General features: G+C 59.8%; 22 protein-coding genes. 6 read left to right on the forward strand and 16 right to left on the reverse strand.

Annotated features, from left to right (window positions below; genetic code table 11):
• Positions 1-67 precede the first annotated feature (67 nt).
• The 3 genes from NVB75_RS26580 (at position 68) to NVB75_RS26590 (ending at position 2,649) form a co-directional block, all read left to right on the forward strand.
• Positions 68-1,228, forward strand: coding sequence for an OmpA family protein (locus NVB75_RS26580; RefSeq protein ID WP_258344043.1), 1,161 nt, complete (start codon positions 68-70; stop codon positions 1,226-1,228).
• Positions 1,229-1,255: 27 nt separating this feature from the next.
• A complete protein-coding gene (gene pdxH / locus NVB75_RS26585; RefSeq protein WP_258344044.1) occupies positions 1,256-1,903 on the forward strand; it encodes a pyridoxamine 5'-phosphate oxidase in 648 nt (215 codons plus the stop codon).
• Between the two features lie 281 nt (positions 1,904-2,184).
• Positions 2,185-2,649, forward strand: coding sequence for a glycine zipper 2TM domain-containing protein (locus NVB75_RS26590; protein WP_056857494.1), 465 nt, complete (start codon positions 2,185-2,187; stop codon positions 2,647-2,649).
• Positions 2,650-2,731: 82 nt separating this feature from the next.
• On the opposite strand, the gene nhaA is transcribed toward NVB75_RS26590, so the two are convergent.
• Entirely contained in the window at positions 2,732-3,919 is a 1,188-nt protein-coding gene (nhaA, locus tag NVB75_RS26595; RefSeq protein WP_258344045.1) for a Na+/H+ antiporter NhaA, read from the reverse strand.
• Between the two features lie 213 nt (positions 3,920-4,132).
• Between nhaA and NVB75_RS26600 the strand changes: the two genes are divergently transcribed.
• Positions 4,133-5,230 carry a PLP-dependent cysteine synthase family protein gene (locus NVB75_RS26600; protein WP_258348750.1) on the forward strand — a complete coding sequence of 366 codons (1,098 nt, stop codon included), beginning with the start codon at positions 4,133-4,135 and terminating at the stop codon, positions 5,228-5,230.
• A 135-nt stretch (positions 5,231-5,365) separates the two neighbouring features.
• Here NVB75_RS26600 and NVB75_RS26605 read toward each other — a convergent pair whose 3' ends face one another.
• The 3 genes from NVB75_RS26605 to NVB75_RS26615 form a co-directional block, all read right to left on the reverse strand.
• Positions 5,366-6,979, reverse strand: coding sequence for an NAD(P)/FAD-dependent oxidoreductase (locus tag NVB75_RS26605; RefSeq protein WP_017479369.1), 1,614 nt, complete (start codon positions 6,977-6,979; stop codon positions 5,366-5,368).
• Positions 6,980-7,086: 107 nt separating this feature from the next.
• Entirely contained in the window at positions 7,087-7,758 is a 672-nt protein-coding gene (locus NVB75_RS26610; protein ID WP_177027532.1) for a COG3650 family protein, read from the reverse strand.
• Between the two features lie 247 nt (positions 7,759-8,005).
• Positions 8,006-8,605, reverse strand: a complete 600-nt coding sequence (locus tag NVB75_RS26615; protein WP_258344046.1) for a short chain dehydrogenase — start codon at positions 8,603-8,605, stop codon at positions 8,006-8,008.
• A gap of 104 nt (positions 8,606-8,709) precedes the next feature.
• Here NVB75_RS26615 and NVB75_RS26620 point away from each other — a divergent pair, with 104 nt between their 5' ends.
• Positions 8,710-9,618, forward strand: coding sequence for a LysR family transcriptional regulator (locus tag NVB75_RS26620; protein ID WP_258344047.1), 909 nt, complete (start codon positions 8,710-8,712; stop codon positions 9,616-9,618).
• Here NVB75_RS26620 and NVB75_RS26625 read toward each other — a convergent pair.
• The 10 genes from NVB75_RS26625 to NVB75_RS26670 all read right to left on the reverse strand — a co-directional run bounded on the left by NVB75_RS26625 (position 9,615) and on the right by NVB75_RS26670 (position 17,333).
• Positions 9,615-10,100, reverse strand: coding sequence for a DoxX family protein (locus tag NVB75_RS26625; RefSeq protein ID WP_258344048.1), 486 nt, complete (start codon positions 10,098-10,100; stop codon positions 9,615-9,617). The two genes, NVB75_RS26620 and NVB75_RS26625, sit on opposite strands and share 4 nt — an antisense overlap.
• The gene (locus NVB75_RS26630) at positions 10,097-10,873 is read right to left on the reverse strand and encodes a DUF2063 domain-containing protein (RefSeq protein ID WP_258344049.1); all 777 of its coding nucleotides are present in this window, start codon (positions 10,871-10,873) and stop codon (positions 10,097-10,099) included. The genes NVB75_RS26625 and NVB75_RS26630 overlap by 4 nt, the downstream gene beginning before the upstream one ends.
• Positions 10,870-11,745, reverse strand: coding sequence for a DUF692 domain-containing protein (locus NVB75_RS26635; RefSeq protein WP_258344050.1), 876 nt, complete (start codon positions 11,743-11,745; stop codon positions 10,870-10,872). The genes NVB75_RS26630 and NVB75_RS26635 overlap by 4 nt, the downstream gene beginning before the upstream one ends.
• 26 nt (positions 11,746-11,771) lie before the next feature.
• The gene (locus tag NVB75_RS26640) at positions 11,772-12,077 is read right to left on the reverse strand and encodes a DUF2282 domain-containing protein (RefSeq protein ID WP_003211666.1); all 306 of its coding nucleotides are present in this window, start codon (positions 12,075-12,077) and stop codon (positions 11,772-11,774) included.
• 260 nt (positions 12,078-12,337) lie between these two features.
• A complete protein-coding gene (locus NVB75_RS26645; protein ID WP_017479361.1) occupies positions 12,338-13,039 on the reverse strand; it encodes an ABC transporter ATP-binding protein in 702 nt (233 codons plus the stop codon).
• Between the two features lies 1 nt (position 13,040).
• Positions 13,041-13,808 (reverse strand): high-affinity branched-chain amino acid ABC transporter ATP-binding protein LivG, encoded by a 768-nt coding sequence (gene livG / locus NVB75_RS26650; protein ID WP_076016604.1) that lies wholly within the window; start codon positions 13,806-13,808, stop codon positions 13,041-13,043.
• Positions 13,805-15,058 (reverse strand): high-affinity branched-chain amino acid ABC transporter permease LivM, encoded by a 1,254-nt coding sequence (locus tag NVB75_RS26655; protein ID WP_003211661.1) that lies wholly within the window; start codon positions 15,056-15,058, stop codon positions 13,805-13,807. The genes livG and NVB75_RS26655 overlap by 4 nt, the downstream gene beginning before the upstream one ends.
• A complete protein-coding gene (livH, locus tag NVB75_RS26660; protein WP_056857476.1) occupies positions 15,055-15,978 on the reverse strand; it encodes a high-affinity branched-chain amino acid ABC transporter permease LivH in 924 nt (307 codons plus the stop codon). The genes NVB75_RS26655 and livH overlap by 4 nt, the downstream gene beginning before the upstream one ends.
• The gene (locus NVB75_RS26665; protein ID WP_143503643.1) at positions 15,978-16,160 is read right to left on the reverse strand and encodes a hypothetical protein; all 183 of its coding nucleotides are present in this window, start codon (positions 16,158-16,160) and stop codon (positions 15,978-15,980) included. Before NVB75_RS26665 ends, livH begins: the two co-directional genes overlap by 1 nt.
• A 45-nt stretch (positions 16,161-16,205) precedes the next feature.
• Positions 16,206-17,333 carry a branched-chain amino acid ABC transporter substrate-binding protein gene (locus NVB75_RS26670; protein ID WP_087693197.1) on the reverse strand — a complete coding sequence of 376 codons (1,128 nt, stop codon included), beginning with the start codon at positions 17,331-17,333 and terminating at the stop codon, positions 16,206-16,208.
• 340 nt (positions 17,334-17,673) lie between these two features.
• Here NVB75_RS26670 and NVB75_RS26675 point away from each other — a divergent pair, with 340 nt between their 5' ends.
• Positions 17,674-17,976, forward strand: coding sequence for a DUF2288 domain-containing protein (locus NVB75_RS26675; RefSeq protein ID WP_003211652.1), 303 nt, complete (start codon positions 17,674-17,676; stop codon positions 17,974-17,976).
• A 1,020-nt stretch (positions 17,977-18,996) separates the two neighbouring features.
• Here NVB75_RS26675 and NVB75_RS26680 read toward each other — a convergent pair.
• Positions 18,997-21,174: a hypothetical protein gene (locus NVB75_RS26680; RefSeq protein ID WP_076016545.1), complete on the reverse strand. Its 2,178-nt coding sequence runs from the start codon at positions 21,172-21,174 to the stop codon at positions 18,997-18,999.
• A 205-nt stretch (positions 21,175-21,379) separates the two neighbouring features.
• Positions 21,380-23,641, reverse strand: a complete 2,262-nt coding sequence (locus NVB75_RS26685; RefSeq protein ID WP_258344052.1) for a bifunctional diguanylate cyclase/phosphodiesterase — start codon at positions 23,639-23,641, stop codon at positions 21,380-21,382.
• Positions 23,642-23,713: the final 72 nt, after the last annotated feature.

The raw sequence follows: 23,713 nt of genomic DNA on the forward strand, positions 1-23,713 counted from the left end.
GTTCCAGAAGCGTCTGTTTAACGGGTCATTCAGGCCCCTGGTTTTTCTCTCATTTTGTGGATATCTCATGTTATCGAACAAGTCCTTGGCACTGGCGCTATGCCTCACTATTACTGGCTGTGCACAAACCCCACAAAATGATGCCGAAGGTGGGCATTGGTGGTCATTTGGTTCTGATAAGGCTGCTACCAAGGACGCAGTGAGCCAAACCGACACCAAGCCGGATGCCAAACCGGCCGTTGCTGCCAAGGCGCCTGCGCCGGTTGCACCTGCTGCTGAAGCGCCTGCACCGGTTGCCAAGGCGGATACCGGCTCCAGCTGGTGGCCGTTCTCGTCGAAAGCCGACGATGCCAAGGCTGACCTGAAAGCCGACCTCAAGGCTGCAACGCCTGCATCCGGCGCACCCACTGCTGCACCGGCTGCCGCACCTGCCGTTGCCAAGACAGATACTGATACCAAATGGTGGTGGCCGTTCGAAAGCAAGCCAAAGCCATTGGCCAAGGTCGACGTTGCCAACATTCCAATGCCTGATCCAAAAATCACCCAGGCCTGGCTGGACGACTACGAGCCGCGCCTGCGCCTCGCGATCAAGGACAGCAACCTGCAACTGGAACGTCGCGACAACGTGTTGGTCGTGATTGCCCCGGTTGACGGCTCCTACAACCCGAAACGCCCTACGATGTTGCTGCCGGTGACCCTGGGTCCATTCACCCGCGTTGCCAAGGCTGTTGAAGGCGATCCGAAGACCGCCGTACTGGTCCTGGGCCACGTCGACACCTCGGGTGCCGAGCCGGTAAGCCAGGCTTTGACCAAAGAGCGCGCGCAGTCCATCGCCTCGATCTTCAGCCTCAGCGGCCTGAAGCAGGACCGCCTGATGCTGCGTGGCATGGGCGACCTGATGCCGCGTGCCGCCAACGACAGCACTCAGGGCCGTGCCTTGAACCGTCGCATGGAAATCATGTTCACCCAGCGCACCACCATGCTGGCCTTGCTGAGCAAGTACAACTCGGCTAACCCGCCGAAGGCTGAAATGGTTGCTGTGCAGGACGTTCCTGCTCCAGCCGCTGCTCCAGTCAAAAAAGCGGCCGCTCCGGCGAAAAAAACCGTCGCCAAGAAAGCCGCCGCCAAGCCAGCGGCCAAAAAGGCCCCAGCCAAGCCAGCTGCTAAAAAGCCAGCACCGGCCAAGGCCGCCGCTCCAGCCGCTACGAACGACCAGGCAAAAAACTGATTATTTGAGCAAGAAGGATAAAGCCGCATGACCCAGGCACTGGCCGATATGCGCCGTGACTACACACGGGACGGTTTGAGCGAGGCCCAGGCCCCGGACGAACCGTTTGGCTTGTTCCACCAGTGGTTTGCGGACGCGGTGAAAACCGAGCAGCCACCGGTGGAGGCCAATGCCATGACCCTGGCAACGGTCGACCAGGACGGTCGCCCGCACTGCCGGATCCTGCTGCTCAAGGGCCTGGACGCACAGGGCTTTACCTTCTTCACCAATTATCAGAGCGCCAAGGGCGAACAGCTCGCGGCGCGGCCGTTTGCTGCGATGACCTTCTTCTGGCCGACCCTGGAGCGCCAGGTGCGCATCGAAGGTCGGGTGGTGAAGGTTACGCCCGAGGAGTCGGACGCTTACTTCCAGGTCCGCCCTCTGGGCAGCCGCCTGGGAGCCTGGGCTTCACCGCAAAGCCGGGTAATCAGGGACCGCGAAGAGTTGCAGGACCTGCTCAAGGCCACCGAACATCGCTTCAGCGATACCCAGCCTGACTGCCCCGAACACTGGGGTGGTTATCGCCTGCTGCCGGAGCGCATCGAGTTCTGGCAAGGCCGCGCGAGTCGTTTGCACGACCGCCTGAACTACCGCTTGCAGGGTGCCGACTGGACCCGTGAGCGGCTGGCGCCCTGAGCCCACCTTTCGTCACCTCGCCTGAATGCTGCGCTGCACGCCGAAGTCTCTAGTCAGAGGCCTTGGATGGGTAGCGCTGCGCCGCGTTATGCCGCCGTTGGCTACAATGATGAAAGCGTCCATCAAGATCCCGAGGGAGGTGGGATTGCTACCGTTCGTCGAGTTTTTCGGTACAGGTTCTCTGTACTAAGGCTGAATGAAAACAATTTTCTGCCCGGCATGCCGTGACAGGCGGCAAGCCACAGCGGTTTAATGGATACCTGTCCTTTGGAGTTGATGCTATGCGTAAGTCCGTTTTACTAGTTGCCTGCTTTACCACCCTGTCGCTGCTGCTGGGTGGCTGCGCCTCGAGTCTGACCGGCGACTCGTACTCCCGTGACGAAGCCCGTCGTGTACAGACTGTTCGCATGGGCACCATCGAATCCCTGCGTCCGGTGAAAATCGAAGGCACCAAGACCCCAATCGGCGGCGCTGCGGGTGCAGTCATCGGCGGCGTGGGCGGCAGCGCCATCGGCGGCGGCCGTGGCAGCATCGTGACCGCCGTTATCGGCGCAGTCGCCGGCGGCCTGCTGGGCTCGGCCACCGAAGAAGGCCTGACCCGCACCCAGGGTGTTGAAATCACCGTCCGCGAAGATGATGGCAGCATGCGCGCCTACGTCCAGGCGGTTGAAGAGAACGAAATCTTCCGCATCGGCGACCGCGTTCGCATCATGACCGTGAACGGAACCAGCCGCGTTACTCGCTAAGGGTAAGGTTGCAGGAAAAGAAAAACCCCAACCGGGTGACCGGTTGGGGTTTTTTTGTTGGGAGAGCGATTGCTCGTAACGGTCAGGTTTGAACGAGTGCCTGCTTGCGACCGGCCATCGCCGTCACTGCATACCCGATCAGCGCTGCCAATATCGATCCGGTCAGGATGCCCATCCGGTCCATTCCAGCGTATTCACTGCTGCCCGGCACAAACGCCAGGGAGCCGACAAACAGGCTCATGGTGAAGCCGATGCCGCACAGGATCGCCACGCCCAACACCTGGCCCCAGTTGGCGCCGGCGGGCAGTGCAGCGAGGCCGGTTTTTACCATGACCCAGGTGAAACCCAGCACGCCAACGGTCTTGCCCAGCAGCAGGCCTGCGGCGATGCCCATCGGCACGTGGTGGGTGAAGCTTTCCAAGTTGACGCCGGTCAGTGAAACCCCTGCGTTGGCAAAGGCAAACAGCGGCAGGATCGCGTAGGCCACCCAGGGATGCAGTGCGTGTTCCAGGGTCAGCAGCGGCGAAGGTTCGGCGTTTTTGGTGCGCAGCGGGATGCAGAACGCCAATGTCACGCCCGCCAGGGTCGCATGCACGCCACTCTTGAGCACGCAAACCCACAGGATCAGCCCGACAATCATGTAGGGGCCCAGCTTCACGACACCGAGCCGGTTCATCGCAATCAAGGCGATCAGGCACGCTGCTGCGCCGGCCAACGAGGCCCCGGACAGGTCGGTGGAGTAGAAGATGGCGATAACGATGATTGCGCCAAGGTCGTCGATGATGGCCAGGGTCATCAGGAACAACTTCAGCGACACCGGCACGCGCTTGCCCAGCAAGGCCAATACGCCCAGGGCGAAGGCAATGTCGGTGGCCATAGGGATAGCCCAGCCACCGAGGGCGGCGGGGTTGTCCTTGTTCAGCGCCCAGTAGATCAGCGCCGGCACGACCATGCCGCCGATGGCTGCTGCGCCGGGCAGTACCACTTGCGAAGGTTTGGACAGTTGCCCGTCGAGCAACTCGCGTTTTACTTCAAGGCCGATCAGCAGGAAGAACAGGGCCATCAGGCCGTCATTGATCCACAGCAGCGCCGGCTTGGCGATTTTCAGCGCGCCAATTTGCGCGACTACCGGGACGTCGAGAAAACTCGCGTAAAGGTGCGACAGCGGTGAGTTGTTGATGATCAGCGCCAAAGCCGCAGCTGCGATCAGGAGCAGACCGCTGGCGGCTTCCAGCTGGAAGAAACGGGTGAAAGTGCTACGCAGAGGCAAGGGATGCTCTCCCATCAAAGTTCAGTAGGTGGGTACCCTAACCCGTACCGTTAGTTGTTAAAACAAAAGTTATATTCTTATTTGTTATAAGAGATCGGTCTCATCACTCGAGCGTCAAACTCCGAAAAGTGTGTGTCCAATTGAGTCATGACTGTATCTGTGTGGAGTGTAGGAAACATCCTAAGATCAAGTCTGAAATCCTTAGAGAAACCGATCATGAGCGACAACCGCCAATGGGCCCGCGAAGCCATTCGTATTATTGAAGCGGACTTCCAACGCAGCGCCGACACCCACCTGATCCCCTTGCCGTTGCCGGGTTTGCCGGGCATCGAGTTGTATTTCAAGGATGAGTCCAGCCATCCCACCGGCAGCCTGAAACACCGGTTGGCGCGTTCGTTGTTTCTCTATGCGTTGTGCAATGGCTGGCTCAAACCTGGCGCTCCGGTGATCGAGGCATCGAGCGGCTCCACGGCGATTTCCGAGGCGTACTTCGCCCGGCTGCTGGGTTTGCGGTTTATTGCGGTGATGCCGGCCACTACCTCCCAGGAAAAGATTGCGCAGATCGCGTTCTACGGTGGCCAAAGCCATCTGGTACAGGATCCGACGCAGATCTACGCCGAGTCCGAGCGACTGGCGCAGGAAAGCGGCGGTCACTTCATGGACCAGTTCACCTACGCCGAACGCGCCACCGACTGGCGGGCGAACAACAACATTACCGAATCGATCTTTCAGCAACTGCGCTTTGAGCGTTACCCGGAGCCGAGCTGGTTGATTTCCAGCCCCGGTACGGGTGGCACCACGGCGACGTTGGGGCGTTATGTGCGTTATCGCCAGCACTGCACCCGGGTGTTGTGCGCGGATGCGGAGCGTTCGGTGTTTTTCGATTACTACCTGAGCGGCGATGCGAGCCTGCGTTTGGAGTGTGGCTCGCGTATCGAGGGCATTGGTCGGCCACGGGTTGAGGCGTCGTTCTTGCCCAAGGTGATTGATGCGATGGTCAAGGTGCCGGACGCGCTGTCCCTGGCGGCCATGCACTACCTGGCGCAGCGCTTGGGGCGGCGAGTGGGCGGATCCAGCGGCACCAACCTGATCGGCGCGTTGATCGCGGCCCAGCAGATGAAAGCAGCGGGAGAGTCGGGCTCGATCGTGGCTATCTTGTGTGACGGTGGTGAGCGCTATGCCACGACCTATTACGATCAGGCCTGGCTGGCAGGGCAGGGGTATGAGCTTGAGGGTTTGATTGCGGCCGTTGCGGCGAGTGTCGAGCGGGGAGAGGCGCTGCCAGAAAGCGTGTTGCGCGCCAATATCTGAAACACCGCATAACCATTGTGGGAGCGGGCTTGCTCGCGAATGCGATGTGTCAGCCAATACATCAATCGACTGATCCACCGCATTCGCGAGCAAGCCCGCTCCCACATTTGATCTGCTGCGTTTTCAGGGCAGTGGTTAAGCCTCGATACCCAACATATCCCGCGCCAACGCCTCGGCAATCCGGATCCCGTCGACACCTGCCGACAAAATACCACCGGCATAACCGGCACCTTCGCCCGCCGGGAACAGGCCTTTCACGTTCAAGCTCTGCATCGACTCGTTACGGGTAATCCGCAGCGGCGATGAAGTGCGGGTCTCGATCCCGGTCAGCACGGCGTCATGCAGCGAATAACCCTTGATCTGCTTCTCGAACGCCGGCAGCGCTTCGCGGATGGCTTCGATGGCAAAGTCCGGCAGCGCCAGGGCCAGGTCACCCCAGGCTACACCGGGTTTGTAGGACGGCTCCACAGTACCGATGGCGGTGGACGGCTTGCCCGCGATGAAATCACCCACCAGTTGCGCCGGCGCCTCGTAGTTGCTGCCGCCGAGGATGAACGCGTGGGATTCAAGACGCTCCTGCAACTCGATCCCGGCCAGCGGGCCGCCCGGGTAATCCACTTCCGGGGTGATGCCCACCACGATCCCGGAGTTGGCGTTGCGCTCGTTGCGCGAGTACTGGCTCATGCCGTTGGTCACTACGCGGTTCGGCTCGGATGTCGCCGCGACCACGGTGCCGCCCGGGCACATGCAGAAGCTGTACACCGAACGACCGTTCTTCGCGTGGTGCACCAGCTTGTAATCGGCAGCGCCAAGTTTCGGGTGCCCGGCGTACTTGCCCAGGCGCGCGGCGTCGATCAGCGATTGTGGGTGTTCGATACGGAAACCCACCGAGAACGGCTTGGCTTCCATGTACACGCCGCGGCCATGCAGCATGCGGAAGGTGTCACGGGCGCTGTGGCCGAGGGCCAGGATCACGTGTTTCGACAGGATCTGCTCGCCGCCATCCACCACCACGCCATTCAACTGGCCGTCTTCGATCAGCACGTCGGTCACCCGTTGCTCGAAGCGCACTTCACCGCCCAGGGCGATGATCTGCTGGCGCATGTTTTCCACCACGCCGGTCAGGCGGAAGGTACCGATGTGCGGCTTGCTGACGTAGAGGATTTCGTCCGGCGCACCGGCTTTGACGAACTCGTGCAGCACCTTGCGACCGTGGAATTTCGGGTCCTTGATCTGGCTGTAGAGCTTGCCGTCGGAGAAGGTCCCGGCGCCGCCTTCACCAAACTGCACGTTGGATTCGGGGTTCAGCACATTTTTGCGCCACAGGCCCCAGGTGTCCTTGGTGCGCTGGCGTACTTCGCGGCCGCGTTCGAGGATGATCGGCTTGAAGCCCATCTGCGCCAGCAACAGCCCGGCGAAGATCCCGCACGGGCCAAAACCGACGACGATCGGCCGCTCGGTCAGGCCTTCCGGCGCATGGCCGACGACCTTGTAGCTGATGTCCGGTGCCGGGTTGACGTTGCGGTCGTCGGCGAACTTGAGCAGCAGGGCCGCCTCACCTTTGACTTCCAGGTCGATGGTGTAGATGAAGCACAGCTCCGACGATTTCTTGCGGGCGTCGTAGCTGCGTTTGAACAGGGTGAAATCGAGCAGGTCATCACTGGCGATGCCCAGGCGCTGCACAATGGCTGGCCGCAGGTCTTCTTCGGGATGGTCGATGGGCAGCTTGAGTTCGGTGATTCGTAACATGACAGGAATCCGGTAGGCGGCGGGCAAAGAGGCCGGCTGTTTTGCAAACCGGCGATTATAAGCCCCAACAGCGGTTTTCCGTCATGTTAAAACAGCGCATGGGGCAATCAGTCGTCCCGCGAGCCGCCGAACGATGCGCAACCGCGCTGCACCTGGCCGTTGACCCGAAGCTCGGCGGACATGTGCTGCAGGCTGCCGCTGACGCTGTCGACACAGCGTTGCGGGGCCACCCAGAGTTCGATGTGCTGGTTGTTGGCTTCGGTCATCAGGTTGAACCGTCCGTCGCCCGATTGTTCTTCCACATACGGCACGGCCAAGGGTGGCTGGCCTTCACGCTCCAGCACCATGCCCTTGGCGGTAACGTTCATCGCCCAGGCCGGTTTGTGGCCGTTGGCCCGCAGGATCATGCGCTTGAAATCCGGGTCATCGCAGGCCGAGGTCGAGCGCTCGACACGGTACACCTGTTGCAGGTCCACGGTGCCCTGGGTGCCGCTGGCAACGCCGGAGAACTTGCCGCGCAAGTCGGCAAACAGCGCGCCTTGCTGGCCGGCCAGGGAGGCGGCCTCCTGCAGGATGCTGGTGCCGCCGGTGTCGTTGACCACGTAGTTGCGTTTGTCGTTGCAGGGCTGGAACAGCAGTTTGTCACCCTGCGCCGTCAGTTCGCCCTGCATGCGGGTCAGCCCGGCGAGAGAGGGTTTGGCCGGCTCGTTCTCGAACATCTGGCAGGCGGCGAACAGGGGCAACAGGGCAAACAGAGCTAGGGTACGGGCGGCACGCATTATCGGGTCTCCTGATAAGTGCCGCCACGTTACGCAGGCTGGCGATGCATCACAAGCCCGGGACACAGGTTGAATTGACTGTGGCGAGGGGGCTTGTCCCCCGTTGGGCTGCGTAGCAGCCCTAAAATCTGCAAACCTTGTTCTTCCTTGAGGAACGCAGTGATTTTACGGGGGCTGCTGCGCAGCCCAACGGGGGACAAGCCCCCTCGCCACAACAAGCTGGTCGGGTACTACCGGGTGGGGTGTTTCAGCCGACGATAAATGTCTGCCCCGTCTGCAAGCCTTCCACGCTTTTCGCGTAGGCCAGCGCCACGTCCGCACCTGGAGCCGGTTTGTAGCCACGGAAGTACGGCGCGTAGCTGCCCATGGCTTCCAGCAGCACGGTCGGGCTGACCGAGTTGATGCGCAGGCCGCGGGGCAGTTCGATCGCCGCAGCTTTCACGAATGCATCCAGCGCGCCGTTGACCAGGGCCGCCGAAGCACCGGTGCGAATCGGATCGCGGTTGAGAATGCCGCTGGTGAAGGTGAACGACGCGCCGTCATTGGCGAACTCGCGGCCAATCAACAGCAGGTTCACCTGGCCCATCAGCTTGTCTTGCAGGCCCAGGTCAAAGTCGGTGGCGCTCATATCGCCCAGGGGCACGAAGTTGACGCTGCCGGCGGCGCAGATCAGTGCGTCGAACTTGCCAGTCTGTTCGAACAATTTGCGGATCGAGGCGCTGTCGCTGATGTCGACCTGGAAGTCGCCACTCTTGCGACCGATGCTGATCACTTCATGCCGTTGGGACAGTTCTGCCTTGACCGCCGAACCCACGGTGCCGCTTGCGCCAATCAACAGGATTTTCATCGTGCCTTCCTCCAGATGTGTAGGTGAGGTTTCAGTCTAGAGTGATTTTTTGCGCGGATAAGCGCACTAATAGGCAACCTTTGGTTTTCAAATGGAAACAATCCATGAGCGAAATGGATGACCTGGCGGCGTTTGCGGTGTTGATCGAAGCCGGCAGCTTTACCTTGGCGGCCCAGCAGTTGGGCTGCAGCAAGGGGCAGCTGTCCAAGCGCATCAGCCAGTTGGAGGCACAGTTTTCGGTGGTGTTGTTGCATCGCACCACGCGCCGTTTGAGCCTGACGGCAGCGGGAGCGGCGCTGTTGCCGCAGGCCCAGGCGTTGGTGGTGCAGGTGGAGCGGGCACGTCAGGCACTGGCCAGGCTCAAGGACGATTTGGTCGGCCCGGTGCGTATGACGGTTCCGGTTTCCCTGGGCGAAACATTCTTCGATGGTTTGCTGTTGGAGTTTTCCCGGGAGTACCCGCAGGTGCAGATCGAACTGGAGCTCAACAACCAGTATCGAGACTTGGCGCGGGACGGTTTTGACCTGGCGGTACGCTCCGAAGTCGCCAACGACGAGCGACTGGTGGCCAAGCCGTTACTGGCCTGGCACGAGATGACCTGCGCCAGCCCGGCTTATCTGAAACAGCACGGCGAGCCGCTGACACCGGCGGAACTGGTGGGCCACAACTGCTTGCTGAACAGCCACTACAGCGGCCGTGAAGAGTGGCTGTATCACCAGCAACATGAGCTGCTGCGGGTTCGCGTATCCGGGACCTTTGCTTCCAACCATTACAACTTGCTGAAGAAGGCGGCGCTGGTGGGCGCAGGCATCGCGCGTTTGCCTTCCTACGTGTTGCACACGGAATTGGCTGACGGGCGGCTGCACTGGCTCCTGCGGGATTATCAGACTCGCAGCATGCCGATGTACCTGGTCCATCCGTATCAGGGCGGCCTGCCGCGCCGCACCCAGGTACTGGCGGATTATCTGGTGGGCTGGTTCAAACGCAGCGGCGAGGCCCTGGATCGCCTTTAGCGCAAGCGCCGGGCAATCAGGTGATCGATGGAAAAGCAGCCCGGCCCCTTGGCCATCAACAGCAACAACAGTGCGATCCAGGTGCCGTGGGTCGGGTAGGCGTCCGGGTAGACGAACAGCTGGATGGTCAGGGTCATGCCCAGCAACGCCAACGCCGAGAACCGCGTGGCAAACCCCACCAGGATCAGCACCGGGAAAAAATGCTCGGCGAACGCGGCCATATGCGCCGCCACTTCCGCTGACAGCAGCGGCACGTGGTATTCGCTGCGAAACAGCGGCAGGGTGGACGGCGCCAAGTGCGGCCAGCCCAGTTGGAACGTGCCGCCGATCAGGTCCACGGCGAAGCCTTCGACCTTGGTCTGTCCGGATTTCCAGAACACCGCCGCGATAGAGAAGCGTGCGACGAAGGCGATCAGGCTGTAGGGGATTTTCTCGAGGAGCTGGATGATCCGTTGGATCAGCCCGGGAGCGGCGGTGTTCATGGCGATACCTTGGGTTCTGTGTGCAAATGGGTGATGGCGCCGTGGCCGACCAGCAGGGCCAGGCAGTGGTGCAGATCAAATTCGGCGGCCGCATCGAGGGCGTAGGCCAAGGCCATTTCCAGCGGCCAACCGTTGTTCAGGCTGTTGATAAACGCCACTGCGCCGCTGTCGATATGAAATACCTGCACGTGCAGGCCGTTGCGCAGCACCAGTGCGCTTTGGGCGTGGAAGGGGTCGAGGGTGGCGAGGGATTCGCCTGTCTGGTGCGCAGCCCATAACGCCACCACGGCGTAGGCCGAGCTCAGGGTGGAAAGTGATGGATGCAGTTGCAGGCGCAGTTCGCCCACGTCCGACTGTTGTTGCAGGACGGCGATGATTTCCTGCTGATCCGGTTGCAGTGCGTCCGCCGCGTGGTAGGCCCTGACCCGCAATCGCTCCAGGCGCGCCACGTCAGCGAGGTAGGGCACGCTGGCGGCGGGGGCGAAGCCCTGGATAAAGTCAGCCAGGTCGCCGCCGTACTCATTGATCAGTGGACTGGTCGGTGGGAAATCCTGGACATACACACCGGCCATCGCCCGAAAAAACTCATCGCCCACCAGTTGCAGAGTGACCGGGTAGCCGGTGGCCAGGGCGTTGATCAGTGAGCTGTGGACATTGTTGCGGTACACCGCAAAACGACTGGCCGGATCGGCGCCGTTACGGCTGAACACACCTTGCGGGCAGCTTTCGTCGGGCGACAGCAGGGCGCTGGCAAATACATCCTGGCGGCTCATGTACGCACCTCCAGCAAAAACCGGTCGGCCTGGCGCGCTTCAGCATGCAGTACGCTGAACGCCGGCACCTGGTTGTCGCGTTCAATCAGCGTGGCGACCGGCCCGGTGCGGGTGAGCACGTGTTGGTAGAGTTGCCACACCGCGTTGTCGATCGGCGCGCCGTGATCATCAATCAGCAAACGATCACCGAGGCTGTCGGTGTCTTCGGCAAACCCTGCCAGATGAATCTCGCCCACGGCGTGTAATGGCAAGGCCTCGATGTACTTCAGCGGGTCTTGCTGATGATTGATGCACGACACATACACATTATTCACGTCCAGCAGCAGCCCGCAGCCGGTGCGGCGGATCGCTTCGCTGATGAAGTCGGTCTCTTCCAGGGTGGAGCACTGGAACTGCAGGTAGGTCGACGGGTTCTCCAGCAGCATTGGCCGTTGCAGGCGGGTTTGCACCTGGTCGATGTGTTCGCACACCCGCTTCAGGGTTTGGTCGTCATACGCCAGCGGCAGCAGATCATTGAGAAACACCGGACCGTGGCTGGACCAGGCCAGGTGTTCGGAAAAGGAGTGGGGTTGATAGCGCTCGATCAGCGTGGCCAAGCGCTCAAGGTGCTCGTCGTTCAGCGGACCTTCGCCGCCAATGGACAGGCCTACACCGTGCAGCGACAGCGGGTACTGTTCGCGGATCAAGCCCAGGTAGTGATGGAAAGGCCCGCCAGCCACCATGTAGTTTTCGGCGTGGACTTCAAAAAAACCGATGTCGGGGGCAGTCTCGAGCACTTCGCTGAAGTGCTCGTTCTTGAGCCCCAGCCCGGCCCGATGGGGGAGGCCGGGCGCCTGAGCCTGGGAGATGGTGGGAGTGAGTGAGAGCGTCATCGTCAGTACTCAGGCTGCACAGGGATTCAGGACTTGGCGGTGAAGGCAGCTTCCTGGCCGAAGCCGGTTGGCGAGGTGGTGCTTGGGGTTTTCAGGCAGGTACCGGCCGGGACCAGTTTCCAGGCGTTGGCCTGATCCTTGACCTTCGAGGTGCCGGCGCAGGAAGTGCCGGCGCCTGCAGCGCAATCGTTCTTGCCGGCTTCGGCCACACCGAAGCATTTCTGCATGTCGTCAGCAGCGTGGGCGGTGGTGGTCAGGGCGGACAGGCTCAGGGCCGAACCCAGGGCCAGGACGAGGGTGGCAGCGGACAGCGAACGGGTTTTGGTAGTCATGGTGTATCTCCAGCAGTGGGTTGGGTTGGCAAGCGTAGTTGCCTGCTTACACCACTAGAGATAAGGGGAAGGGATTCGTTACAAACCAGCGGAAAATAATTTCAGGTTTCGCCAAAGTCTGTGGTTCACACATAACAAATGTGGGAGCGGGCTTGCTCGCGAAGGCAGTGGGTCAGTCACCCAATAAGTTGGCTGATCCACCGCCTTCGCGAGCAAGCCCGCTCCCACAAAAGCCCGCTCATACATTAGCCAACTGGGCATCAACCGCCCAGATAAGCCTCACGCACTTTCGGATCGGTCAGCAGTTGTTCGCCGCTGCCCTGCATCACCACCCGGCCGTTTTCCAGCACATAGGCGCGGTCGGCGATCTTCAGTGCCTGGTTGGCGTTCTGCTCCACCAGGAACACCGTCACACCGTCTTTGCGCAGCTGTTCGATGATGTCGAAGATCTGCTGGATGATGATCGGTGCCAACCCCAGGGACGGTTCATCCAGCAACAACAGCTTGGGCTTGCTCATCAGCGCGCGGCCGATGGCGAGCATTTGCTGTTCGCCGCCGGACATGGTGCCGCCGCGCTGGCTGAAGCGTTCCTTGAGCCGAGGGAACAGGTGCAGCACTTTGTCCATCTGCTCCTGGTAATCGCCCTTGTCGGTGAAGAACCCGCCCATGGCTAGGTTCTCTTCCACGGTCAGGCGGGCAAATACCCGGCGACCTTCCGGAACCACGGCAATGCTCTTGCGCATGATCTCGGAGGAGGCCTGGCCCACCAGTTCCTCACCCATGTAGCGGATGCTGCCGCTGTGGGCCTGGGGCGAACCGCACAAGGTCATCAGCAGCGTGGATTTACCGGCACCGTTGGCCCCGATCAGGGTGACGATCTCGCCCTGGCGCACTTCGACGTTGACGTTGTGCAGTGCCTGGATCTTGCCGTAGAAAGTGGAAACGTTTTCGAATTGCAGCATTTTACGCTTCCCCCAAATAGGCTTTGATCACGGCCGGGTTGTCGCGGATCTGCTCCGGCGTACCGTCGGCCAGTGGCGTGCCCTGGTTGATCACCACGATATGGTCGGAAATGCTCATGACCAGTTTCATGTCGTGTTCAATCAGCAGCACGGTGGCGTTGTTTTCTTCACGCAACACACTGATCAGCGCCTTGAGGTCTTCGGTTTCCTTGGGGTTCAGGCCGGCGGCCGGTTCGTCGAGCATCAGGATCCGCGGACGGGTCATCATGCAGCGGGCGATTTCCAGGCGACGTTGCTGACCGTAGGCCAGGGTACCGGCAGGACGGTTGGCAAACTCGGTGAGGTTGACCTTGTCCAGCCAGTACGCGGCGTATTCCATGGCCTCGCGTTCGCTCTTGCGGAACGAGGGGGTCTTGAACAGGCCCGCAAAGAAGTTGGTGTTCAGGTGACGATGCTGGGCGATCAACAGGTTCTCGACCGCTGTCATGTCCTTGAACAACCGCACGTTCTGGAAGGTCCGCACCACGCCCTTGCGGGCAATCTCGTGACCGGCCAGGCCCTGGATCGGCTGGCCATCCAGCAGGATGCTGCCGCCGCTTGGCTTGTAGAAGCCGGTCAGGCAGTTGAACACCGTAGTCTTGCCGGCACCGTTGGGGCCGATCAGAGCCACGACCTGCTTCTCTTGTACGGTCAGGGCCACGCCGTTGACCGCGAGCAAACCGCCGAAGCGCATGCTCAAATTTTCGACTTTCAGGATCTCGCGGCTCATTTGCGCAGCTCCATGTGTGGACGTTGCATGGGCAGCAGGCCTTGAGGACGCCAGATCATCATCAGCACCATCATGGCGCCGAACATCAACATGCGGTATTCGCTGAATTCACGCATCATTTCCGGCAGCAGGATCATCACGATCGCCGCGAGGATCACGCCCAGCTGCGAGCCCATGCCACCCAGTACCACGATGGCGAGGATGATCGCCGACTCGATGAAGGTGAACGACTCCGGGGTTACCAAACCTTGGCGAGCGGCGAAGAAGCTGCCAGCAAAACCGGCGAAGGTTGCCCCGAGGGTGAATGCCGAAAGTTTGATCACGGTCGGGTTCATGCCTAGTGCACGGCAGGCGATTTCATCTTCGCGCAGCGCTTCCCACGCACGGCCGATCGGCATGCGCAGCAGGCGGTTGATCACGAACAGCGCCGCCAGTGCCAGCAGCAGGGCCACCAGGTACAGGAACACCACTTTGCTCACCGGGTTGTAGTCGATCCCGAAGTACTCGTGGAAAGTCTGCATGCCTTCGGCCGCGGTGCGGTCGAACGTCAGCCCGAAGAACGTTGGCTTGGGAATGCTGCTGATGCCATTGGGCCCGCCGGTGATATCGGTGAGGTTACGCAGGAACAGACGGATGATTTCACCGAAGCCCAGGGTCACGATCGCCAGATAGTCACCGCGCAAGCGCAGTACCGGGAAGCCCAGCAGGAAGCCAAATGTGGCCGCCGCCATGCCGGCCAGTGGCAGGCAGATCCAGAAGCCCCAGCCCAGGTAATGCGAGAGCAGCGCGTAGGTGTAGGCACCCACCGCGTAGAAGCCCACATAGCCCAGGTCGAGCAGGCCGGCCAGACCCACCACAATGTTCAGGCCCAGGCCCAGCAACACGTAGATCAGGATCAGTGTCGCGATGTCCACCGCGCCACGGGAACCGAAGAACGGCCAGATCAACGCGGCCACGATCAGGCCGATGATGATGTAGCGCTGGGTGCGCGGCAGGGTCAGGAACTGGCTGACCTTGGGCGAAACCAACGGCCCACGGTTGGACTTGAGGAGTGCCCCGACCTGCTGGGTGAACAGCACGCGCAGGAACATCAGCACCGAGCACAGGGCAATGATGGTCAATGTCACGGGACCGGTGCCATGCACTTCGAGGTTGATCCCGACAATGCTCAGCTTGAGCCCGAGTACCGGAAAGGCCACGGCCCACACCAGCAAGGCGCTGAAAAACGCCGATTTAAGATATCTGCTCATACTTTCTCAACCTCCGGACGGCCCAGAATGCCGGTCGGCCGGAACAACAGCACCAGAACCAATAGACCGAATGCCACCACGTCCTTGTACTGGTCACCGAACACATCGGCGCCAAAGGCTTCAGCCACCCCCAGCACCAGCCCGCCGAGCATCGCACCCGGAATGCTGCCGATGCCGCCCAATACCGCTGCGGTGAAGGCCTTGAGGCCCACCAGGAAACCGGCGTTGGGGTTGATCACGCCATACTGCATGCTCAGCAATACAGCGGCGATAGCCGCCAGTGCGGCACCGATGACGAAGGTCAGGGCGATGATGTTGTTGGTGTTGATGCCCAACAGGTTGGCCATCTTGATGTCTTCGGCGCAGGCCCGGCAGGCGCGCCCCAGACGGGAGCGAGAAATGAACAGGGTCAGGCCGAGCATTGCCACCAGGGTGACGACGAAGACCAGGACCTGCATGTAGGAAATCAGCACTTCTTGTGCGCCACCTGGGCCGAAGGAGAAGCTCCCCGGGATCAGGTTGGGAATGGATTTGTCCTTGGAATCCTGGGACAGCAATACGGTGTTCTGCAGGAAAATCGACATGCCGATCGCAGAGATCAGCGGGATCAAGCGGTTGCTGCCACGCAAGGGGCGGTACGCAACGCGTTCGATACTGTAGCCATAGGCACTGGTTACGACGATGGACGCCAGGAATGCAGCGGTCATCAACAGCGGCAGGGAGTGGATACCCATCATGGCCAGCCCGGCAAGGGCGATGAAGGCCACGTAGGAACCAATCATGTACACCTCGCCATGGGCGAAGTTAATCATTCCAATGATGCCGTAAACCATTGTGTAGCCAATGGCTATCAAGGCATAGGTGCTGCCAACGGTCATGCCGTTAACCAGCGTTTGGAAAAAATGATAGATCTCAGGCATTACAGCGCTCCTAAAAACCCGATACGCATTTCACTGGTGGAGTCAATTTCCGGCTCGGTACCCTGTTCTGTGATCAGGTTGCACAAAGCGTTTGCCAGCGAACCGCTGGTGACGGTTTTAAGATTTTCAGGTGAGCCCACTCCCGGATCGCGGGTGTCAGGCCCATAAACCTCGTAAAACAAAGCCCACTGCTTGCACAGTGGGCTTGTTGACCAGTAACGCCTGGCTTACTGAGGGGAAACTTCGGTTTTTGGTTTGCCGAAGTGCCATTCGTAGACCACGAACTTGAAGTCCTTCAGGTCGCCCTTGGCGTCGAAGCTCAGGTCGCCGGTCGGGGTCTTGAAGGTACCGGCGTGGATGGCCGCTGCCACCTTGGCGGTGTCTTCGCTCTTCGCGGCAGCGATACCGCCGGCGATCACTTCAACAGCCGAGTAGGCCGGGAACACGAACGGACCGGTTGGGTCCTGCTTGTTCTTGGTGAACTCTTCAACGATTGCCTTGTTGGCAGGATCGGTGTCGAAGGATTTCGGCAGGGTAACCAGCAGGCCTTCGGACGCGTTCTGGGCGATTTGCGAGATGGAGTCGTTGCCGACGCCTTCAGGGCCCATGAACTTGGCGTTCACGCCTTTTTCCTTGGCTTGGCGCAGGATCAGGCCCAGCTCAGGGTGGTAGCCGCCGTAGTAGACGAAGTCGACGTTGGCTTGCTTGAGCTTCTGAATCAGCGAGCCGAAGTCTTTGTCGCCAGCGTTAATGCCTTCGAAGAGGGCAACTTTCACGCCTTTCTTCTCGAGGGTTTGTTTAACGGCGGTGGCGATGCCTTCACCGTATTGCTGTTTGTCGTGGATAACGGCTACGACTTTCGGCTTCACGTGGTCGGCGATGTAGTTACCGGCGGCTGGGCCCTGGGCGCTGTCCAGGCCGATGGTACGGAAGACCAGCTTGTAGCCACGGGACGTGATTTCCGGGCTGGTGGCAGCCGGGGTGATCATGATCACGCCTTCGTCTTCGTAGATGTCGGATGCTGGCTGAGTGGAGCTGGAGCAAAGGTGACCGACCACGAACTTGACGCCGTCGTTGACCACTTTGTTGGCTACGGCCACGGCTTGTTTTGGATCGCAAGCGTCGTCGTATTCTTTGGCTTCGAGCATTTTGCCATCTACGCCGCCCTTGGCGTTGATGTCGGCGATGGCCTGCTTGGCACCCATGAACTGCATGTCGCCGTATTGGGTCACAGGGCCGGTTTTGGGGCCGGCAATACCGATCTTGATGGTGTCAGCTGCGAACGAATGGCTGGCAACCCCGGCCAGGACCATAGCGGCAAACAGTTTGGAAATCTGCTTAGTAGCCTTATTCATAGTGCTCCACTCTTACTGTTGTATTTTTTATAGTTCTAGCGGCCTTGTGAGCTGCAGAACCGGATCAGATATCTCGGATATCCCCCGGCAGCGGCCTGGCAACTGTACCGGTACAGTGTAGAGCGCCGGTTGATCGCTTGAAAAGCTGGCTGCTGGGGGCAAAACCCGGGCATGTCGCTTAAATGAAAGAAAAAGACAGAATTGCGGCGGGGTGATGCCAGAGTTGCGGGCAATCCTTGGCTTTCCTGACACTTTCGTTCGGTGCCTCATTTGCAACTGGGTTTTTCTGCCTGGTGCTCGACGGTATGATTGCGCCGATTTTTTCTTCAGGTGAACTCCCATGACGCAAGAACCTAGCACCCTCTATGCCAAGCTGCTTGGTGAAACCGCGGAAATTTCCTGGAAGGAGCTTGAGCCGTTCTTTGCCAAGGGTGCCCTATTGTGGGTCGATGCCGGGCTGGATTTGATCGAGGCCGCCGAGGGCATGGCCGAGGACAACCGTGAGAAAGTCGCTGCCTGGCTGGCTGCGGGGAGTCTTGGCGAGGTGTCTGCGACGCGGGCATTGGACCTGGTTGAGCGGGACCCGAGTTTGTGGGCGGTGGTGGTTTCGCCGTGGATTCTGATCCAGGAAAGGGCAGTGTAGGAAATGACTGAGCGAAAATGGTGCGTGATTTTTCTGGGTTTAAGTGTGTAGGCGGGTAACTGCATTCGCGGTGATGGCATGTTGCCGTAGAGAAAGGTCACAGGCGGGGGTTACGTGCGCGTCATGGGAACAGTTTTGGTAGCGGCGGAGTGTGGGGGGAATTGTTTCTGGGTGTGAGTGGGAAGGGGGGACATATCCATTCCTGCGGTAACGGCTGCTTATGGTTCCGCTCTTACAGCGGGTCACTTTTGGCAAACGCCCCAAAAGTAACCAAAAGGTCTTTGCCCCACCACTCGGTGCCTCGCCTAGGCTCGTCATGCCCGCACTCCGGCCCGATTCCGCGGGCCGCCGCGACGGGCCATCCATGGCCCGGCGCGGCTAAATCGGCTTCCCTGCCGATTTACCCGCTCCACCGTGCCTGCTTGCGGCCATCGTGGTTAACGGGGCCCGCAGATCAAGATCAAAAGCAGATCAAGATCAAAGGCACGCAGCCTCGCTGGCGCTCGACAGCTGCTACGGTCGGGGTGGCTCTGCTCTTCTGTGGGAGCGGGCTTGCTCGCGAAAAACCTGAGAGCGCCGCGTTCATCCAGAATGCCCGCGTCATCGTTAACGACCTTCGCGAGCAAGCCCGCTCCCACATTTTTGACCGTGCCCGCTTTAGATTTTGATTTGGCTTTTGCTCTTCAACACTCAAGCCGGCCGGTAGGCCGCTGTGCTTTTGCTTTTGATCTTGATCTTAGGCGCCCCGTTAAACCACGCTGGCCGAACGCAGGCTTTGGAGCGTGGGTAACCTGGCAGGACGCCAGGTTAGCCGTCCTGGGCCAGGGATGGCCCATGACGGCGGCCCACGGTCCAAAGCCGGAGTGAGGGCACACCGAGCCTGGGCGAGGTGCCGAGTGGTGGGGCAAGAGCGTTTTGCTTACTTTTGCGCTCTTCAAAAGTGAGCCGCTGTAAGAGCGGAACCAATATCAGCCCCAACCCAAATAACGGATATACACCCCACCTCAGCAACAACAAAGCCTACGCCGTCTTCCCAGTATGGTTATTCAGCGAAATAACCTTGGTCTTCCCAATCCGGTGACGATAAATCTCACGCAGGTACTTGATCGCCTTCTTCACACAATCCCGCGACAGCCGAATATCGTTGATCGACACAAACTTGTCCTTGTCGTTGATCAACTCACGATACTTCTTCTCATACATCGGCTTGATGGCATACCAGTTGGTATCCAGAATCTTCGCCGGGTTCTCAAACTCATTGAGCAGCTCATCAATCCGGTCTTCATCAAAATCCTCATGGATGATGAAATCCAGAATCGAGTTATCCAGCGTGTCATCAAACCGATACGGATTCCTCGCAAAGCAGCGCTTGATAAACGCCACGATCAACGTCAAAAAGTCATCCGACAGGCACGGGCTTTTAGCGATCAAGGTCGTGAGCGACAAGTTGGCCGACGCCCCGATCACCAGCGCATACCGCTTGAGCGTCGTGTTGGGAAACAGACTGTTGAGGTGCGTCTTGAGCCGATTCAGGTCCATGTAGGACAGCTTGTAATCCTTGGGCAATGACACAATCGACACCACCGACGAGCAGTTCTTGAAGAAGTGCAAGTCATGCAGCGCCGCCGCGTCATACCCGGAATTCTTGTACTGCTCCAAGGAGGCTTTGTAGCGCTTGGACTCAATCGGCAACAGGCTGATGCCCTCGATCGCCTGGGTCACCTTGTTGAAGTGCGGCAGGTCAATGGAACGGAAAAACAGGTCATCGATATTCAGCCGCTGCGGCTCTTTTTCGAACACCTTGAACTTGTCGCTCGATGGCGCCGGCGTTTCCGGCACCACCGATTCGGCGTAGGCAATCGCCACCGGGCCGGCCAGGCTCATGAACAGGTCGTTGGCATCCAGGCGAATGGTTTCGCCAATGTCGATCCCGGCCCGACGGAAGTAGTTCTGGTCGTAGTCAGTCGTGACCGCCTGGGCCGTCAGAATGTTGAAGATCTGCTGCGAGATGTACTGGTTGGCGTGCTTTTCCATGGCATTGACATCAATGTTCTGGATATTGCCGTCATCGCTTTCTTCGGCATACCGCATGATGTCGTTGGAGATCAGCATCATCGCGTTCCACGGCCGGATGCGGCCTTTCACGCTGGCCTCGCTGCTGTCTTCGTTGTCGAAGTTGTACGAGAAATCCCATTCTTCCGAGAGGTATTTGCACAACAGCCGTCCGGCGTTGATGTGCAGCGCCTCGGACATTTCGCTGCGGTGATCGGAGATGTTCGGCAGCACACAAATGCCGCTGGTGAAGATCGGCTCGAATACGAAGGCGTGGCCGCTCTTGCTGTCATGCTCGTCGGCCGGCTTGGTGTCGAACGTCTTGTTCATGTACGAGTGCTGCTGGGCCAGGCCGAATTCCGAGGCCATGCCCGAGCCCGTACCGCCGCCGGCGCTGAAGATCGAGAAGTACAGGCGGGACTGGTTGGCCTTGATGCCGCAGGAGTCGATCAGGTACGAGTGGATCATCTTCCAGTCGGGGCTGGAAAAACGCTGGGTGTCTTTGTTGAGGATGATTTTGGCCAGGTACTGGCCAAGGATCGGCGCGTTACCGGCGCCACCGGCATGGACTTCCGAGAGGTCCATGATTTTCATCTTGCTGTAGTCCCGCAGGAAACCGCTTTTCTCTCCCTTGCGCGAGAAACGGATGCGCCCGGCGATGTCCTTGTCCAGGTCGCCCAGCATCACCAGCGGCTCGACCAGGAACACCGGCTTGGTGCCTTTGTTCGACCCCAGGCGCAGGTTGTTGCGAATCCACTGGGCGGGGCGGTAGCCCTTGTCGGTGGATTTGTCTTCGTTGCTGAATTCGTTGAGGTAGAACTTGCGAGCGTTGTACACCAGCTCTGCCACATCCAGGGCAATGTTCGAGCCGCAGCGGCCCAGGCCGATCAGGCACACCGAGGGGAATTCCTGCTCGTTGCGCAGTTCGCCGTCGACTTCCAGGTGCGGAGCGCGGGGGAACACCATGTCGCGCAGGCCGTCGAGGTTGTCGAGGATGCGGTCGGTGTTGGTTTCGGTGAAGTACAGGTACTGCTGGGTGGCCAGTGGGCGGGCGCTGCTCAATGACTTTGAGCCTGAGGGTTTTTCCGCAGGGGCTGTCAGCAACACGTCGGATACCGCAGTGGCAGAGTTATTTTTAGAAGTCATTGTGCGCCATGTGCCTGGACGGATGGCTGAAAGAGTGTCAAATAGCCATCACGGAATGAGAGATCGCGACTTTACAGTGCGTCCTGGTCCTGGCGGGAGGGTTTAACCCTAGGGTTTTAAGGGGGAATCCTGGCCGGACTCTGATGAATCGGCCGTTCGTCGGGATTCTTTAGTGAAGTGATGGCGATTTGCCAAATTTTCGGCGTCAGCGAATTGGCCTGACGATGGAGGCGGGACCCGTACGGCCCGAAGGCGGATCTTTGGGCGCGGGTTCACTGCCTGTAAGCCCCAGCAGGCTAAACATGTTGTGCTGATCGAGGCCTTTGATCACGGCGCTGATGTCACTCATCGGTACCGCAGCGCTAAGCAAGTAACCCTGAACGAAATCACAGCCGTGTTTTTGCACCACTTCCAATTGTTGCAGGGTTTCCACGCCTTCGGTCACCACTTGCAGATGCAGGGTATGGGCCATGCCGATAATGGCCTGGACGATATCGATGTCGGTGGCGGATTTGGGAATATCCTGAATAAACGAGCGGTCGATTTTCAAGGTGTTCAGCGGCAGGCGCTTGAGGTAGGCGAGGGACGAATAGCCGGTGCCGAAGTCGTCGATGGACAGCGACACGCCCAAGGCGCGGATTTGCCGCAGCAGTGCCAGGGTGCTGCTGATATTGCCCATCAGGGCGTTTTCGGTCACTTCCAGTTCCAGGCGATTGGCGGCGATCCCGCCGAAGCGCAGGGCGTTTTCGATTTCATCGGCCAGTTCGTCACGGGTCAGGTTCAAGGCTGAACAATTGACCGCCATGATCAATTCCGTATGACCCTGCTCCGACAGCAGGCTCAGGTCGTGACAGGCCTGGCGCAGCACCCAGTGATCCAGTTCGGCAATCAGCCCGTTGTTTTCCGCAATGCCAATGAACCGGTCCGGGGTCAGCAGGCCGTGCTGGGGATGTTGCCAACGCACCAGGGCTTCGAGGCGTGTGATCCGGCCTTTTTTCAGGTCAAGAATCGGTTGGTAAAACAGCACCAGCTCGTTTTTGCCGCGCAGCGCGGCGCGCAGTTCTTCTTCCAGTTGCAGTTCCAGGAAGGCCCGGGTTTTCAGGTTGGAGCTGAAGAAGTTCAGGCTGTTACGCCCGGCATCCTTGGACTGATACAACGCCAGATCGGCAGTTTTCAGCAGTTCTTCGCTGGTTTTGCCGTCTTCAGGGAACAGGCTGATGCCGATGCTGGTGGTCATCACCATGCGCCGGCCGGCCAACTCGATGGGGTCTTTCATTTTCTGCATGATGCGCTGGGCCATGTGCCGCGCTTCATCGCGATGGTGAATGCTGATCAGGATGCAGAACTCGTCACCGCCAAACCGCGCGACCACGTCGTCATGGCTGCGCACCGAGCTTTTGATATGGCTGGCCAGTACGGTCAGCAGTTCGTCACCGGCGTCATGGCCGAGGCTGTCGTTGATGCGCTTGAAGTGGTCGATATCCAGGAAGATCACTGCCAGCATGCCGTCGGTGGCGGTTTTTTCCGCGAGCTTCTCGGCGAAGATCTGGTTGAAGCCACGACGGTTGAGCAGGCTGGTCAAGGCGTCGTAGTGCGCCACTTGCTGCAGGGAGGCGCGGGCCTGGTCGAGCTCGGTGAGCAGTGCGTTGACCCGGCGCAGGTCGGTTTCCTTGTGTTGCAGTTTTTTGTCTGCCAGGGCAGCGCTGATGCTGCTGCCGATCACCAGCAGGGCGATGACGGCGACCAGCAGGCCCAGTTGGATCGGGTTGTTGTCCACCGGCAACGCCGACGGCACCACGCCCTCGGGCAACAGCAGTTGCATGGCCGCCATGCCGGTGAAGTGCATGCTGATAATCCCGGCGCCGAGCACCAGGCTGGCGGCGTACTTGAGCAATTGATGGAACATGCCGGTGCCGTTGCGCAGGTACAGCGACAGCAGCAACGCCGCCAGGCTGGCGCCGATGGCGATCACCACTGAGGCCAGAAACAATCCGGTCTGAAAGTACACGCCTGCTTCGGATTGCATGGCCGACATGCCGACGTAGTGCATCAGTGCAATGCCCAGCCCCATCCATACCGACGCCAGCACATATTGGTGAAGGCGCAGCTTTGGATGACTGAGGGTTTGCATGGCGAACAGCGAAGCAATCAGGGCGATCAACAGCGAGGCGAACGTCATGACCAATTCGTAGTGAATCGCGATAGGCGCCTGGAAGGCCAGCATGCTGATGAAGTGGGTCGACCAGATTCCGCCAGCCAGGCAGCCCGCGCCTACCCAGCGCCAGTGCCGTTGAGCCTTGGGGTTGTCGACATGGCCGACACGTTCAGCCATGTCCAGGGTACCGAAGCCCGCCGCACAGACCACCACGTAAGCCAGTAGCACCAGAAAGGGGTTATGACTGCAATTGAGTAATAAATGCCCGCTGTCCGGAAGGTCGGTAAAAAAATGCAAACCAAGCCATTCCATAGCATGTCCCGTCACAGAGTCTTTGTCTGACAATGCTTTGAGTATAGAGAGCCTGAGCGGGTTGCAAGGGCT

The organism is Pseudomonas sp. CBS, from assembly GCF_024734645.1.
Classification (GTDB): Bacteria; Pseudomonadota; Gammaproteobacteria; order Pseudomonadales; family Pseudomonadaceae; genus Aquipseudomonas.

What these genes read in the sequence shown, in the direction of transcription:
- NVB75_RS26580 (WP_258344043.1), top strand. Translation starts at nt 68, where the DNA reads ATGTTATCGAACAAGTCCTTGGCACTGGCGCTATGCCTCACTATTACT.
- pdxH (WP_258344044.1), top strand. Translation starts at nt 1,256, where the DNA reads ATGACCCAGGCACTGGCCGATATGCGCCGTGACTACACACGGGACGGT.
- NVB75_RS26590 (WP_056857494.1), top strand. Translation starts at nt 2,185, where the DNA reads ATGCGTAAGTCCGTTTTACTAGTTGCCTGCTTTACCACCCTGTCGCTG.
- NVB75_RS26605 (WP_017479369.1), bottom strand. Translation starts at nt 6,979, where the DNA reads ATGTTACGAATCACCGAACTCAAGCTGCCCATCGACCATCCCGAAGAA.
- NVB75_RS26610 (WP_177027532.1), bottom strand. Translation starts at nt 7,758, where the DNA reads ATGCGTGCCGCCCGTACCCTAGCTCTGTTTGCCCTGTTGCCCCTGTTC.
- NVB75_RS26615 (WP_258344046.1), bottom strand. Translation starts at nt 8,605, where the DNA reads ATGAAAATCCTGTTGATTGGCGCAAGCGGCACCGTGGGTTCGGCGGTC.
- NVB75_RS26620 (WP_258344047.1), top strand. Translation starts at nt 8,710, where the DNA reads ATGAGCGAAATGGATGACCTGGCGGCGTTTGCGGTGTTGATCGAAGCC.
- NVB75_RS26625 (WP_258344048.1), bottom strand. Translation starts at nt 10,100, where the DNA reads ATGAACACCGCCGCTCCCGGGCTGATCCAACGGATCATCCAGCTCCTC.
- NVB75_RS26630 (WP_258344049.1), bottom strand. Translation starts at nt 10,873, where the DNA reads ATGAGCCGCCAGGATGTATTTGCCAGCGCCCTGCTGTCGCCCGACGAA.
- NVB75_RS26635 (WP_258344050.1), bottom strand. Translation starts at nt 11,745, where the DNA reads ATGACGCTCTCACTCACTCCCACCATCTCCCAGGCTCAGGCGCCCGGC.
- NVB75_RS26640 (WP_003211666.1), bottom strand. Translation starts at nt 12,077, where the DNA reads ATGACTACCAAAACCCGTTCGCTGTCCGCTGCCACCCTCGTCCTGGCC.
- NVB75_RS26645 (WP_017479361.1), bottom strand. Translation starts at nt 13,039, where the DNA reads ATGCTGCAATTCGAAAACGTTTCCACTTTCTACGGCAAGATCCAGGCA.
- livG (WP_076016604.1), bottom strand. Translation starts at nt 13,808, where the DNA reads ATGAGCCGCGAGATCCTGAAAGTCGAAAATTTGAGCATGCGCTTCGGC.
- NVB75_RS26655 (WP_003211661.1), bottom strand. Translation starts at nt 15,058, where the DNA reads ATGAGCAGATATCTTAAATCGGCGTTTTTCAGCGCCTTGCTGGTGTGG.
- livH (WP_056857476.1), bottom strand. Translation starts at nt 15,978, where the DNA reads ATGCCTGAGATCTATCATTTTTTCCAAACGCTGGTTAACGGCATGACC.
- NVB75_RS26670 (WP_087693197.1), bottom strand. Translation starts at nt 17,333, where the DNA reads ATGAATAAGGCTACTAAGCAGATTTCCAAACTGTTTGCCGCTATGGTC.
- NVB75_RS26675 (WP_003211652.1), top strand. Translation starts at nt 17,674, where the DNA reads ATGACGCAAGAACCTAGCACCCTCTATGCCAAGCTGCTTGGTGAAACC.
- NVB75_RS26680 (WP_076016545.1), bottom strand. Translation starts at nt 21,174, where the DNA reads ATGACTTCTAAAAATAACTCTGCCACTGCGGTATCCGACGTGTTGCTG.
- NVB75_RS26685 (WP_258344052.1), bottom strand. Translation starts at nt 23,641, where the DNA reads ATGGAATGGCTTGGTTTGCATTTTTTTACCGACCTTCCGGACAGCGGG.